A 15,183-nucleotide genomic window follows, 5' to 3' on the forward strand; every position below is an offset into this window, starting at 1 on the left:
GGTCAAGTATTCTTATCAACTCCAAACGTCTTAGGTTACACATGACACATTATATTTTCGTCACAGGTGGTGTGGTTTCATCACTTGGAAAAGGTATTGCCGCAGCTTCGTTAGCTGCAATCCTCGAAGCTAGAGGATTGAAAGTTACGATGCTCAAACTGGACCCATACATTAACGTGGATCCGGGCACCATGAGCCCCATTCAGCACGGCGAAGTATTTGTTACCGATGACGGTGCAGAAACAGATTTAGATTTAGGCCACTACGAACGATTTATTCGTACCCGTATGACCAAACGTAATAACTTCACCACGGGTCGCGTTTACGAAGAAGTGTTAAAACGTGAAAGACGTGGTGACTACCTAGGCGCAACCATTCAGGTTATTCCCCATATTACCAACGAAATAAAACGTCGAGTAATAGAAGGAGCAGAAGGTGTAGATGTAGCGATTGTTGAAATTGGCGGGACAGTGGGTGATATTGAATCTCAACCGTTTCTTGAAGCCATTCGCCAATTAGGTGCAGAACTTGGGCGCGAACGTGCCATGTATATGCATCTTACCCTAGTTCCTTACATGGCAGCCTCTGGTGAAGTGAAAACTAAACCCACTCAGCATTCCGTGAAAGAATTACGTTCTATCGGTATTCAACCAGATATTTTGGTTTGCCGTTCAGAAAGCGCCCTTCCTTCAAACGAGCGTCAAAAGATTGCATTGTTCACTAACGTCCCCGATAAAGCAGTTATCGGTTTAAAAGATGTAGATAGTATTTACCGTATACCCGCCGGATTGAAAGCCCAAGGTATGGATGAATTAGTCGTTCAACGTTTTGGTCTAGAATGCCCTGAAGCCGATCTGACCGAATGGGAACAAGTTCTATATGCAGAATCTAATCCAAATGACGAAGTCAATATTGGCATGATCGGCAAATATGTAGAATTGCCCGATGCATACAAATCCGTTAATGAAGCACTAAAACATGCTGGCTTAAAAAATCGTCTTTCAGTTAACATTCGTTATATCGATTCTCAAGATATTGAGAGCAAAGGCGAAAGCGTACTGCAAGATTTGGATGCGATATTGGTTCCTGGCGGTTTTGGCGAACGTGGCATTGAAGGCAAAATTGCTGCAGCAAAATATGCTCGTGAAAACCAAATACCTTATTTAGGCATATGCTTAGGCATGCAAGTGGCACTCATCGAGTACGCCAGAAACGTGACAGGCATGACCGATGCCAACAGTACTGAATTTAACCCAGAGACACCTTTCCCAGTGGTTGGCTTAATTACTGAGTGGCAAGACTCAGACGGCAGTACAGAGGTCAGAGATGAAAGCTCTGACCTTGGTGGTACAATGCGTTTGGGGAGTCAACTGTGTCATTTAATTCCAGATACAAAGGTTCACCAAACCTATGGCAATACGGAAATTTACGAACGCCATAGACATCGTTATGAAGTGAATAACAATCTTCGTAGTGAAATCGAAGCATCTGGTTTAGTTGTATCTGGTTTATCTACTGATAAACGTTTGGTTGAGGTAATTGAACTACCTGATCACCCATGGTTTATTGCAGGCCAGTTCCACCCAGAATTTAACTCTACACCCCGTGACGGCCACCCATTATTTACTGGGTTTGTGCACGCCGCTGGTGAATACCATAAAAATAATAATTAAAAGAAAAACCAAGCGCCTATTCGCATAATAACTATTAGCCTTATCTGAGGCATTATTATGCGGAGTGCTTAGAACGTAAATTAAACATTTTTATAAGGCAACAAGAATGGCAAAAATCAGCAAGATTATTGGCCGTGAGGTAATGGACTCGCGTGGTAACCCAACTGTAGAGGCAGACGTTTATTTAGACAGTGGAGCTTGGGGACGAGCTTGTGCACCTTCTGGTGCATCTACCGGTTCTCGTGAAGCATTGGAACTGCGTGATGGCGATAAATCCAGATACTTAGGTAAAGGTGTACTTAAAGCCGTTGCTGCTATCAATGGTGACATTCAAGCAGCATTGCTTGGTCAAGATGCACTTGAGCAACGCGCAGTTGATCAAGTGATGATCGACTTAGATGGAACCGAAAACAAAGAAAAATTTGGGGCTAATGCTATTCTAGCAGTTTCATTGGCAGTAGCGAAAGCTGCGGCAATGGAGAAAAAAGTTCCTTTATATCAACACATCTCTGAGCTTAACGGCACACCTGGCCAGTACTCAATGCCAGTTCCAATGATGAATATCATCAATGGTGGCGAGCACGCTGATAATAACGTCGATATTCAAGAATTTATGGTTCAGCCGGTAGGCGCACCTAACTTCCGTGAAGCGTTACGTATGGGCGCTGAAATATTTCATAGCTTGAAAAAAGTGTTGTCTGCTAAAGGCTTGAACACTGCGGTAGGCGATGAAGGTGGTTTTGCACCAAACTTAAGCTCTAACGAAGAAGCCCTTAAGGTTATTATTCAAGCCGTTGAAGCTGCTGGTTACGTGATGGATAAAGACGTCACTCTAGCCCTAGATTGTGCATCATCTGAGTTTTATGTTGATGACCAGTACAACATGAAAGGCGAAGGTAAAGTATTCAGTTCTGAAGAGTTCAGTGACTATTTAGCCGACCTATCTGCTAAATATCCAATTATCTCTATTGAAGATGGTTTGGATGAAAGCGATTGGGATGGTTGGGCTTACCTAACTGGCAAAGTTGGCGATAAAATCCAACTTGTCGGTGATGACTTGTTTGTAACAAACACCAAAATCCTAAAACGCGGTATCGATAACGGTGTAGGTAACTCTATTCTTATTAAGTTTAACCAAATCGGTTCACTTTCTGAGACATTAGACGCCATCAAGATGGCTAAAGATGCTGGTTTTACAGCCGTTATCTCTCACCGTAGTGGTGAAACTGAAGACGCAACCATTGCTGATTTAGCAGTAGGTACAGCGGCTGGACAAATCAAAACTGGCTCACTTTGCCGTTCTGATCGTGTAGCTAAGTACAATCAATTGCTACGCATTGAAGAAGCTTTAGGTGACTCAGTTAGTTACGGCGGTCGCGCTGAAATTAAAGGTCAATAAAGTCTAATGAGCATGTACCAGCTTCAGTTTTATCTGGTACATGCTTACAACTACTCTAATTGTCTGATATAAATCAGATAATGTCCGATACCAATCATCAACAACAAGTTGATATATTCGCCTCAGATCAAAGACAGCGCCATTTTGCCGAGCTGTGTAATGCCCTGTATGAAAGAGAATTGCATTCACTAAGCAAAAATGCGCCGAATAATATACGTTTGTTACAGCGTCGTTTGTCAGGTTTACCCTACCATATTAAAAATGCCGCCGAGTACCTACTCGCTCAAGACTATCCAATCCAAGTGGACATCCACAATGGTAGTTGGCAGGCCAAACAATCGGCTAAATGTGTAAGTAGCAAATATGATGAGGAAAAATCATTTGTTTGGTTCAGCAATTATGCGCGTATGGGTCTACCCTCGCCGATATGTATCAATGACATGGGAATTGAAACCATTGAGCTAGATTCTGTGGATAGAATCGATAAAGAGCAGCATAAACTGCACTTCAATAAACATGGCTGGTTTGATTTCAATGGAACTTATTTAGATAAGTGTGAACATTCACTGCAAAGCAAAACCTTGTTGATCCCAAATAAAAGTAATATCACTGCAGCATGTTGTGGGCATAGCTGGAATCACAAAGGAAAAACCATTCCTCGAACCCTCAGCTTAAGAGAATTATTATTATCCACAACCATCAATTGGAAAACGTATAAATAATTAACTTGAGGTCGGCATAAACAACCTCAAATCAATACACCCCAAAAACCCGTTCAATAAGTAAACAAATTTCCATTTTAGTTACTTTTTGCCATAAAAATGCATAATATTCCGTTGCTTATCCCTAGTTAAGGTTAGTTATTCCAAAGCGATATATAAGGATTTATTAACTAAGCTTGACGCATAGGCTGATAAAGGATACAAATACATCACTAGAGAATTTACTCTAAATTTGATTAATTGAGAGCAATGTGGCTTTACATAAAATAGCGTTACTAAACATCCTACTACTTCTGGCAGCGAGACTGCACGGGTAGGTTGTAAATGTCACAACTGATTTTAAAACCCGTGCAACGCACGGGTTTTTTGTATGGGCAATATACTTAACAGGAGAAAAAATATGTCTAATCAAGTGAAAATATTTGATACAACCTTGCGTGATGGCGAACAAGCACTGCCCGCAAGTCTCACTGTTAAAGAAAAGCTGCAAATAGCATTTGCCATTGAACGTTTAGGCGTCGATATTATTGAAGCTGGCTTTCCAGTATCTTCACCTGGTGATTTTGCATCGGTACAAAGTATTGCCAGAGAAATCAAAAACGCCACTGTTTGCGGTTTATCTAGAGCCCTTGAAAAAGATATTGACGCCTGCGGCGAAGCCTTAAAGGTTGCCGATCAATTTCGGATTCATACCTTTATCGCTACCTCTGATATCCATGTTGGGGCAAAGCTTAAAAAATCCCAGGACGAAGTAGTTGAAATGGCCGTGCACGCCATAAAACACGCTCGCCGCTATACCGACGACGTAGAATTTTCTTGCGAAGATGCAGGCCGCACACATATCGATTACTTGTGCAGTATGGTCGAAGCGGCTATCAACGCTGGTGCAACAACCGTTAATATCCCAGATACAGTTGGTTATACAACACCTACTGAGTTTGGCGGAATCATTCAAAACCTATTTAACCGTGTCCCAAATATCGATAAAGCGATTATCTCAGTACATTGTCACAATGATTTGGGTTTAGCTGTGGCCAACTCCTTAGCTGCCGTTGAAAATGGCGCTCGACAAGTTGAAGCGACCATAAACGGCATAGGAGAACGAGCAGGTAACTGCTCACTTGAAGAAATTTCTATGATTTTGCAAACCCGCAAAGCCATGTTGGGATTACAAACTAATATCAATTCCAATGAAATTTCCCGCACCTCAAAATTAGTTAGCCAGTTGTGTAACATGCCAGTACAGGCCAACAAAGCTATCGTTGGCGCTAATGCATTTAGTCACTCCTCTGGTATTCACCAAGATGGTGTACTTAAAGCACAAAACACTTATGAAATCATGACCCCTGAGAGTGTCGGGATTAACAAAAACAACTTGAACCTAACCTCTCGTTCAGGTCGACATGTGATTAAGCATCGATTGACTGAGTTAGGTTATAAACAAAGCGATTATGACTTGGAAGCTATTTACGGCGCATTTTTGAAATTGGCAGATAAAAAAGGTCAGGTATTTGATTACGATTTAGAAGCTCTATTGTTTTTTGATCAACAAAAGCAAGACCAAGCGCATTTCGAATTGCTGTATTTACAAGCGAATTCAGGGCGGGAGATTATTCCTAGCGCCACCGTAAAAATGCGTGTTGGTGACACAGAAATCACCGAGTCGGCCGTCGGAAATGGACCTGTAGATGCGGCGTTTAATGCCATTACAAAAGCCATTGGTCACAGCCGAGTCGAGGTGGTTGATTTCAAATTAGATTCCAAAGGTGAAGGGGCTGATGCATTAGCGCAAGTAAGCCTAATTGCTGAATATAACGGTCGCCGTTTCAACGGTATCGGCCTTGCCACAGATATAGTGGAATCAGGCGTCAAAGCTCTAATTTATGTGTTGAACAACACACATTTAGCTGATCAAATTGATCAACAAAAGAAACAACAAATAAAAATTGCAGGGGTTTAATAAGTACATGTCTAATTATGAAGTTGCCGTTTTACCAGGAGACGGTATAGGTCCAGAAATCATGGCTGAGGCTAGAAAAGTACTCAGTGCAGTTGAAAAAACCTGTGGATTGTCATTTACTCTGAACGAGTATGATGTGGGTGGATTAGCCATCGATAATCATGGCACAGCACTACCTGAGTATACGTTGAAGGGCTGCGAACAGGCAGACGCAATTTTGTTTGGCTCTATTGGCGGCCCAAAGTGGGACAGTTTACCTCTAGAACAACGTCCAGAAAGAGCAGCTCTACTTGCGTTGCGTGGTCATTTCGATTTATTCAGTAATTTACGACCTGCAAAAATATACGCTGGCTTAGAGTCATTATCTCCCCTTCGCGCAGACATCGCCGCAAGCGGGTTTGATGTCTTAGTTATCAGAGAACTCACCAGCGGCATTTATTTTGGTCAACCTAAGGGGTTAGAAGGCGAAGGTGAAGAGCAGTTTGCTTATGACACCATGCGTTACTCAAAACGTGAAATACGTCGTATTGCTAAAAGTGCCTTTGAAGCAGCGATGAAACGCGGCAAAAAAGTGACCTCAGTCGACAAAGCAAATGTGCTTGTTTGTTCACGATTATGGCGTGAAGTAACCGAAGAAGTAGCAAAAGACTACCCAGAAGTGCAACTGGAACATATCTACATTGATAACGCCACCATGCAATTGCTGCGTTACCCTAACGAATTTGATGTGATGCTGTGTTCTAATTTGTTCGGTGACATCATTTCTGATGAGTGCGCGATGATTACCGGCTCCATGGGGCTACTGCCTTCGGCGAGTGTCAACGAGAGCGGGTTTGGTATGTTTGAACCTGCTGGCGGCTCAGCACCGGACATCGCCGGTAAAGGCATTGCAAACCCTATTGCGCAAATATTGTCTGCTTCAATGATGCTGCGTTATAGCTTGAATCAAGGCGACGCTGCAGATCAAATTGATAATGCGGTACGAAAAACATTAGCTGAGGGTGTATTAACTGGAGAGCTACTTCCCCCAGAACAACGTCACCTAGCAAAAACGACATCACAAGTGGGTGATGCTATTTGTCAGCACATCTTATTAGCAGCACAAAATAGCTAAAAAATTGACCGTAAGGCTGAGATTTTAATTTAGGAACTAAAAATGACAAAATCATTATATGACAAAATTTGGGAGTCCCATATTGTCGATCAATTGGGTGAAGATAATCTTATTTATATCGATCGTCACTTGATCCACGAAGTCACCACGCCACAAGCATTTGCAGGGTTAAATGAAAAAGGACGTAAAGTTAGATGTCCCCAAAAAACCTTTGCAACTATGGACCATAGTATTTCGACTCGCTCCTTAGCAATAGATGCTTGCGGACCAGAAAATCAATTGCAGCTACAGACCCTTGCCAATAACTGTAAAGAACACGGTATTGAATTATTCCCTGTAGGACATCAAAAGCAAGGTATCGTCCATGTAATGGGCCCTGAACTTGGCTTAATTCTACCCGGTATGACCGTGGTCTGTGGTGATTCACATACTGCAACTCACGGAGCCTTTGGCGCACTTGCATTTGGTATTGGTACCTCACAAGTTGAGCATGTATTGTCTACCCAAACATTAAAGCAGAGCAAAGCTAAGAGTATGCTAATTAATGTGAATGGCAAGTTACCCATTGGCATTACCGCAAAGGACATAATTCTCGCCATTATCGGTGAAATTAGCCATGCTGGAGCAACTGGTTATGTTATCGAATATGCCGGAGAAGCTATTCGTGGTTTATCCATGGAAGAGCGCATGACCGTCTGTAACATGACCATTGAAGCGGGCGCAAAAGCAGGTTTTATTGCCCCTGATGAGACGACTTTTGAGTACATTAAAGGCCGCGAATATGCGCCAACAGGTGAAACCTGGGATAATGCAGTTGCCTACTGGAAAACCTTACATTCAGATGATGGCGCGCACTTTGATAAAGTAGTTGAATTACAGGCAAAAGATATTGCTCCACAGGTAACTTGGGGAACCAATCCCGGTCAAGTAACGGGTATTACCAACACGGTTCCAACACCAGAAGACTACAGCGATCCAATTGAACGTGAGTCAGCTAGCAAAGCTTTAGCTTATATGGATTTAAAAGCAGGTACTAAGCTGACCGAGGTAGCCATCAATAATGTATTTATCGGTTCTTGTACTAATAGTCGAATCGAAGATTTGCGCTCTGCCGCCCAAATTGCTAAAAAGGGTAAAGTAGCCGATGGTGTGACTGCCATAGTTGTTCCAGGCTCAGTTTCCGTGAAACAACAAGCAGAAGAAGAAAAACTCGACAAGATTTTCATTGATGCAGGTTTTGAATGGCGTTTACCAGGATGCTCAATGTGTTTGGGTATGAATGATGACATTCTCAAAGCAGGCGATAGATGTGCCTCAACCAGTAATCGAAATTTTGAAGGTCGCCAAGGCCGTGGGGCTAGAACCCACCTAGTTTCTCCAGCAATGGCAGCGGCAGCTGCGATCACTGGTCACTTCACTGATGTACGAGATTTGTAGGAGTAAATGATGACAGGATTCACAACCCATTTAGGTACCGCAGCCCCACTTGATCAAGCCAATGTAGATACAGATCAAATTATTCCAAAGCAATTTTTGACTGGAGTAACTCGTACAGGTTACGGCAAACATTTGTTTCACGACTGGCGCTATTTAGATTTACACGAAAAAGAAGTCAACCCAGAGTTCGCCCTAACAAAACCTGAATATCAGGGTGCTAGCATTCTCCTTGCTCGTGAGAATTTTGGCTGCGGTTCAAGTCGTGAACATGCGCCTTGGGCACTTGCTGATTTTGGTTATAGCGTGATTATAGCCACCAGTTTCGCAGACATTTTTTATGGAAACTGTATCAATAACCAACTGTTGCCAATCAGCCTTAGCAATGAGGAAATGAACAACCTTTTTGCTTTGGTTAAAGACAAGCCTGATACACAAATTTTCATTGACTTACCTAATCAAACAGTCAAAGTAGCTGAACAGGAATATCACTTTGATATCCCTGAACATCATAAAACCAATTTGATTAAGGGACTTGATGCTATCGGTCAAACGTTAGAGCTTGACGATAAAATTTTAGATTACGAAAATAATGCACTAGCTTGGTTAAGATAGTTCTCATGCAATCAAAGCATCTTGGTTTAATGGAGTGAAATCTTTACCTAGATGCTTTTTTTAAGTTAGAAAGCACCATTTAAATGAAGATTTGACATTGCTATTGGGATAAAATGCAGTGCAATTTAAAATTTTAAAAAGTCTGTTGGGAGTTCAGGGAAGTAATGCTTGAAGCGATCAAAATCGAAGATTTAAAGCCAGGCATGTTTGTTAATGAAGTTATCGAACAAAAAGGCAAATTAAAAATAAAAACAAAAGGCCTAGTTAAGTCAGTTAAATCAATCGATATGTTAAAAAGCAAGGGAGTAACCAAAGTAGAAGTTGATTTATCCCGAAGTAACCTACCTCCACCAGCTGCGGCTCCAGAAGTAGAGCAAAACGATGTTTTAGAAACACCTTCCCCAGCCGACACCAAAATTAAACACTATAGCGATAGTGAACAGCTTGAGGCTGCGACTAAGCTTTACGACGAAGCGTTGATTATTCAAAGTCGTTTTTTTAAGCGTTTAGCTGCCAACGATACACCATCACTTTCTGATGTGAAGGATTTAAGCGCAAATATAATCGAATCAGTAATAAATATGCCAAGCGGGCTTAGTTGTTTAACTTTGCTCAATAAATCAGGTAAATATTTATTAGAACACTCCCTAAACTGTTCCATTTTGTTAACGATGTTTGCAAAGTACCGCGATATGGGACAACAAGCTATTGAAGAGTTAAGTTTAGCCGGATTGTTAATGGATGTAGGCATGACTAATATGCCAAAAGACATTACACAATCCTCTGAACGACTAACACTGCAACAAAAAGATATTATTACCACTCACGTCGATATTGGTCTGGATTTAGTCGATCGTTGTGGTGATGTAGCAGCATCAGTACAAGAGATTATATTTAACCACCACGAACGTATTGATGGCACTGGCTACCCCGATGCACAAAGTGAGCATGATTTAAGTGAATACGTCAGAATGGCTGGCATTGTCGACAGCTACGATGCGATGATTAATGACCGACCATTTCGTAAGGCGGTGACACCTTCCAAAGCGCTGGTTAAGCTTCTAAGCGATGAAAGTTATGATCAGGTTTTAGTTGCCCAATTTATCAAATGCTTAGGCGTGCATCCTATGGGCTCTTTGGTAAAGCTGGATAATGATAGGTTGGCAATAATAATGCGCGGCAATAAGGATGCTCCCATGAAACCTGTCGTAGCTGCTTTTTACAATATAAAAACCTCTAGCTATTCTGAAGTAAAAAAGCTTGATTTAAGCCAGGTAAACATGAAAATTGTCAGTGCAGTTCGACCGGAAGAATTTGGTTTAAATCTAACCAAGTTTTTAAAAGAGATTTTAATAACTGCTTTATAAACTTATCCTAAGGGCATTTAAGTTGTAGTTAAATGCCCACGGAACAGCAACAATATCTACCAATCTGATAAGGCTTCCATACTAAACTCTTGTCCTTTAAATGTCATGATCACATGTTGTGGCTCTATTCCCTGTAAAATAAGTCCGTCGTCAATCTCCTGTCCTTCAACAGCCTTTTTACCATTAACTCTAACCCATCGTTCCTCGGGTGCTGAAACGTACATATGAGCAGAGAATGCTAAACTCGGTAACTCCAACAAGACCCAAGCTGGAAGTTCGCTAACAGCGGGGACATCTCTAATAGATTGCGAGTTGTCTGTCGGATCAACTGGTGTCTCTTCGCCTAACGACGCTAAGGCATTACGAAAACGCTGTAACAGCTCAGGCGGAATATTACTTTCTTCAGCGGCTTGTATTTGCTCTTCTTCAGCTTGCTGTTCTGCCAACAGTCGCGCCGTTTCTTCAATAGAATCACTCTGTTCAGAGATTTGCTTCTGCTCTGTCGGTTTTTCATCAAGGGGTTCTGGTATCACTTGCTGCGGCTTGGGGACATCAGTATTGGCCCGCTCAATATTGGATTCGGCCTTGGGGTCGACTTCATCATGAGAAACCTCTGAGTCGACGAGCTCAAGGTTGTCATTCGCCACTGGGGGTTGAGTTTGCACAATGTCAGGTGAGGAATGAAATAAATGGGTAAGAACTGTTAGATTTGCCAGAATCAGACCAAAACAAAAACCGCCAGCGATAACCACAGATGCGATCAGCGATTTTTTCCCATAATACTGCCATGCCTCTGGTAACTCTTGTACCGAGGGTAAAAATAAGCTGCGATTAAACTGCTCGGAAATCCCTTGGTCAATATTTTGGGTAACAGTAGTGGTATCTTCAACCAGTTTTTGAGTTTTCGATTTCGCAATTTTAGGCTTTTTCACTTCCACCGTCATATCGGGATCGATTTCAACTTCCTGTACGCCCATTTCAGCTAACGCATTGACCATATCTGTGCTGCTAACAAGACCTGATTTTTTAATCTTTACTGGGCCATTTTGAGCGGTGACTTTAATAATCACCATACCGACTTTAAGTTGCTCGACACTGATTTTTTGAGTCATTTTAGGCCCCTACCATATAGCCAACACAGGCAGCGGCTAGAAAACTTGCAGCTAAGATCAGCGTCCATTGTTTTCCCTGTCGCTGCTTCACCACATCATCACCTAAAATTTGTCTTGCTGCGGCAATAAAAATATGACGACGAACAATGGGATGCTGCTTGGTAAATGTAAGGGTTAAAGCCCGGTCACATAGCAGGTTAATGACCCTGGGGATGCCGCCAGTTATTTTATAAATCGCTCGTAACGTAGGTTGACTGAATATGCGTTCGTGTCCGCCAGCCACAGAAAGTCGATGTGATATATAGTTTTTTACTTCCAGTGATGAAAGGGGAAGTAAATGGTATCTGGCGGTAATACGTTGAGCTAGTTGCCTTAATTCATTACGTTTTAATAACTGTTGTAACTCAGGCTGGCCAATTAATACTACTTTTAGCAGTTTTTCCCGGTTGGTTTCCAAATTAGTTAATAGTCGCAGTTGCTCTAACACTTCTGGTAATAAATGTTGCGCCTCATCAACAATCAGTACGGTATTGATACCGTTAGAGTGGTTTGTTGTGAGTTTGTCTAAGATTTTATCGGTAAAGTATTTCAAACTCGCTTGCTTTTTAAGATAACGAATTTTCAATTCATCGCATATCGTTGCCAACAACTCTATTGCTGAAAGCGTCGGGTTTAGAATCATAGCCACTTGGGTATTATCGGGCAATTGCTGCAATAGTTTTCGCGAGACGGTGGTTTTCCCTGTGCCAACCTCACCAGTAAGCATGACGAAGCCGCCACTTTCACGTAACCCGAAAATCAAATGAGCTAAGGCTTCTTTATGACGCGGACTCATATAAAGATAATCTGGGTTAGGGGCTATGGAAAACGGGTTATCGGACAATCCAAAATAATTTAGGTACATATGTGCTTATAAAAACCAATCTAAATTTGCGACGAATAAGGTAACACTATTTGAGGTTAACTCAAAGACTGCTTACTATGGTATCTATCCTATAAACCATAAAGGGAGTTATGAATTAATGCAGAGTTTTTTAGTCGGTGGCGCTGTGCGTGACAAACTACTCGAAAGAGAAGTCCATGACCGAGATTGGGTGGTGGTTGGTGAAACCGTTGATTCAATGTTGGCAGCAGGTTTCACTCAGGTCGGGAGTGATTTCCCGGTATTTTTGCACCCCAAAAGCAAAGAAGAATATGCTTTGGCGCGTACGGAACGAAAAAGTGGTAAAGGATATACCGGTTTTGTCGTCAATAGTAACCCCAATGTCACCCTTGAAGAGGACCTAGAGCGCAGAGATTTAACCATCAATGCGATGGCCTTGGATCAAAATCAACAACTGTTTGACCCGTTCAACGGTCAAAAAGATTTAGACAATCGTGTTTTGCGTCATGTCTCCCCTGCGTTTGCAGAAGATCCACTCAGGGTACTTAGAGTCGCTAGGTTCGCTGCACGTTATCATCAATACGGTTTTCAGATTGCGCCGGAAACCGCACTGTTAATGAAACAAATGGTAGCGCAAGGAGAGTTAGATCACCTAGTACCTGAACGTGTATGGAAAGAAACCTCTCGAGCTTTGCTAGAAAATGATCCTGATATATTTTTTGAAACACTTAGAGCTTGTGGCGCTCTCAAAGTGTGGTTCCCTGAATTGGATATATTATGGGGTATTCCAAACCCTGTGCAGTGGCACCCTGAGATAGATAGCGGTATCCATACGATGATGGTGATTCAACAAGCGGCAAAACTCACTGATAACTTAGCCATACGTTACGCAGCTCTAGTTCATGACTTGGGTAAAGGTCTTACCGACCCCGCCCAATGGCCTTCCCACCGAGAACATGAAGAATTAGGTGTTGCGCCAATCCGTGCACTAAGCGAACGTTTAAAAGTACCTAACGATTGTAAAGAGTTAGCGATTATGACCAGTGAGTACCATACTCACGTTCATCGAGCCTTAGAATTGAGACCCGCGACTATATTAAAGGTTTTGAATCAATGTGATGCTTGGCGAAAGCCTGAACGATTCAAAGATCTACTGACAACTTGCACCGCAGATGCAAAAGGGCGAGCGGGCCTTGAGGACAGGGATTATCCCCAAGCTAATTTTATGTGGGAAGCCTTTGAAGCGGCAAATGCTGTCGCGGTGAAATCTATTATTGAAGCTGGTGCTGTGGGTAAAAATATTAAATTGCGATTAAACGAAAAACGCATCCACGCCATTCGAGACTTTAAGCAAAGATATACTGGAAAATAGCCGCTTAGATCCATAAGGATCGTTAAATCAATTAAGGCTGCCCTAAATTGTCTAACTACTTTATAATTGCGGCAATTATGTAAAAGCGACTAGAATCCATGGAAAAATATGTTTGATGAATTAGATCTTGACGAAAAGTTATGTCAAGCCGTAGCCGATATGGGGTATACCTCCCCAACCAGTATCCAATCTTTGGTGATCCCGCCAGCAATGGAAGGACAAGACATTTTAGCCAATGCACCTACGGGGACCGGTAAAACCGCTGCATTTCTTTTACCAGCATGTCAGTTTCTACTCGATTTTCCTCGACAACAGCCTGGTTCATGTCGAATTCTTATTTTGACTCCTACCCGCGAACTCGCGTTGCAAGTTTACGAGCAAGCATTACAAATCACCAAGTATACTGATTTGGAGTGTGGGGTAATTACCGGCGGCATTAATTATGGAACTGATCGCGAAACCTTAGAAAAAAATCTGGATATTTTAGTCGCCACCCCAGGTAGATTATTCGAACATATTGAAAAAGAAAGTTTTGATTGCCGTGACATTGAAAGCTTAGTGTTAGACGAAGCAGATCGCATGTTAGACATGGGCTTTTCGGCTATTGTAAACCAAATTGCTGCTGAAGCTCGCTGGCGTAAACAATCCATGCTGTTTTCTGCCACCCTAGAGGGAGCAGGAATTGCTCGTTTTGCTAAAGATTTATTAACCAACCCGGTATCTTTAGAGGCAAATCCGAGTCGCAAAGAACATGCTAAAATTTTGCAGTGGATCCATTTAGCCGATGACGCAGCCCACAAATATAATTTACTAAAAAGTATCCTGAGTAATCAGATTCAATCTGCAGTGGTTTTTGTGAAAACCCGCGACCGACTAAATCAGCTTAAACAAATGCTCGAACGAGACGGGTTTACCATTTCTTGGTTACAAGGTGAGATGCCCCAAGACAAACGTAATAGTGCCTTGCAACGATTTAAAGACGGTGAAATCAATATCCTGCTGGCAACCGACGTTGCCTCAAGAGGTATTGATGTAGATAACATTAGCCATGTTATTAATTACGATCTCCCTAGAACAGCTGACATTTATGTTCATCGTATCGGACGAACAGGCAGAGCTGGGAAAAAAGGAACAGCAATATCCATTGCAGAAGCCCACGAAATGGGAATCATTGCGAAAATTGAACGTTATACTCAACAACGTTTAAAACGCCGCGTAATAGACGATTTGCGACCAAAAAATAAAGAGGCTAAAGCTCCAGTTAAAAAGAAAAAACCTAAATCTGCAAAGAAGAAAATTAAGCGTCCAAAGAAAAAAAAGTAAAATTAGATAATTGCCCCCCAAGGTCGCTACACGCCTTTAACTAAAACCTGATGACTAACTAGCTGTGCTAGTTAGTTTGGCCAGCAAACGTTAGCTTAATAATCTATTTTTTGGGGTGAGTTTTTTTTGGATAGTTTAATAGTCCTGTTTATCTAAAAGTTGTATGATGTTGGAGTGTGTAATTTACGCTGGTTAATTAATTTGGCTGA

At 41.9% G+C, this 15,183-nt stretch carries 12 protein-coding genes; 10 read left to right on the forward strand and 2 right to left on the reverse strand.

Going from position 1 to position 15,183, the window contains the following annotated elements; translation table 11 throughout:
• Positions 1–41: 41 nt before the first annotated feature.
• The 8 genes from AB6T38_RS13375 to AB6T38_RS13410 all read left to right on the forward strand — a co-directional run bounded on the left by AB6T38_RS13375 (position 42) and on the right by AB6T38_RS13410 (position 10,284).
• The gene (locus AB6T38_RS13375; RefSeq protein ID WP_348489285.1) at positions 42–1,673 is read left to right on the forward strand and encodes a CTP synthase; all 1,632 of its coding nucleotides are present in this window, start codon (positions 42–44) and stop codon (positions 1,671–1,673) included.
• Positions 1,674–1,779: 106 nt separating this feature from the next.
• Positions 1,780–3,072 (forward strand): phosphopyruvate hydratase, encoded by a 1,293-nt coding sequence (gene eno, locus AB6T38_RS13380; protein ID WP_372547788.1) that lies wholly within the window; start codon positions 1,780–1,782, stop codon positions 3,070–3,072.
• An 80-nt stretch (positions 3,073–3,152) separates the two neighbouring features.
• Positions 3,153–3,794, forward strand: coding sequence for a hypothetical protein (locus AB6T38_RS13385; RefSeq protein ID WP_372547789.1), 642 nt, complete (start codon positions 3,153–3,155; stop codon positions 3,792–3,794).
• A gap of 400 nt (positions 3,795–4,194) precedes the next feature.
• Positions 4,195–5,754: a 2-isopropylmalate synthase gene (gene leuA / locus AB6T38_RS13390; protein WP_372547790.1), complete on the forward strand. Its 1,560-nt coding sequence runs from the start codon at positions 4,195–4,197 to the stop codon at positions 5,752–5,754.
• Between the two features lie 7 nt (positions 5,755–5,761).
• On the forward strand, positions 5,762–6,868 hold the full coding sequence (gene leuB / locus AB6T38_RS13395) for a 3-isopropylmalate dehydrogenase (protein ID WP_372547791.1): 1,107 nt from the start codon (positions 5,762–5,764) through the stop codon (positions 6,866–6,868).
• A gap of 42 nt (positions 6,869–6,910) precedes the next feature.
• Positions 6,911–8,305 carry a 3-isopropylmalate dehydratase large subunit gene (leuC, locus tag AB6T38_RS13400; protein WP_372547792.1) on the forward strand — a complete coding sequence of 465 codons (1,395 nt, stop codon included), beginning with the start codon at positions 6,911–6,913 and terminating at the stop codon, positions 8,303–8,305.
• Between the two features lie 9 nt (positions 8,306–8,314).
• On the forward strand, positions 8,315–8,917 hold the full coding sequence (gene leuD / locus AB6T38_RS13405; RefSeq protein WP_372547793.1) for a 3-isopropylmalate dehydratase small subunit: 603 nt from the start codon (positions 8,315–8,317) through the stop codon (positions 8,915–8,917).
• Between the two features lie 164 nt (positions 8,918–9,081).
• The gene (locus AB6T38_RS13410; protein WP_372547794.1) at positions 9,082–10,284 is read left to right on the forward strand and encodes an HD-GYP domain-containing protein; all 1,203 of its coding nucleotides are present in this window, start codon (positions 9,082–9,084) and stop codon (positions 10,282–10,284) included.
• 56 nt (positions 10,285–10,340) lie between these two features.
• Here AB6T38_RS13410 and AB6T38_RS13415 read toward each other — a convergent pair whose 3' ends face one another.
• Together AB6T38_RS13415 and AB6T38_RS13420 are read right to left on the reverse strand one after the other, a co-directional pair.
• On the reverse strand, positions 10,341–11,396 hold the full coding sequence (locus tag AB6T38_RS13415) for a general secretion pathway protein GspB (RefSeq protein ID WP_372547795.1): 1,056 nt from the start codon (positions 11,394–11,396) through the stop codon (positions 10,341–10,343).
• A gap of 1 nt (position 11,397) precedes the next feature.
• Entirely contained in the window at positions 11,398–12,300 is a 903-nt protein-coding gene (locus AB6T38_RS13420) for an ExeA family protein (protein WP_372547796.1), read from the reverse strand.
• Positions 12,301–12,418: 118 nt separating this feature from the next.
• On the opposite strand from AB6T38_RS13420, the gene AB6T38_RS13425 reads away from it, so the two are divergent.
• Positions 12,419–13,651: a multifunctional CCA addition/repair protein gene (locus AB6T38_RS13425; protein ID WP_372547797.1), complete on the forward strand. Its 1,233-nt coding sequence runs from the start codon at positions 12,419–12,421 to the stop codon at positions 13,649–13,651.
• A gap of 108 nt (positions 13,652–13,759) precedes the next feature.
• Positions 13,760–14,974: an ATP-dependent RNA helicase SrmB gene (gene srmB, locus AB6T38_RS13430; RefSeq protein WP_372547798.1), complete on the forward strand. Its 1,215-nt coding sequence runs from the start codon at positions 13,760–13,762 to the stop codon at positions 14,972–14,974.
• The last annotated feature ends 209 nt before the right edge of the window (positions 14,975–15,183 follow it).

It is taken from the genome of Aliiglaciecola sp. SL4, from assembly GCF_041538045.1.
Classification (GTDB): domain Bacteria; phylum Pseudomonadota; class Gammaproteobacteria; order Enterobacterales; family Alteromonadaceae; genus Aliiglaciecola.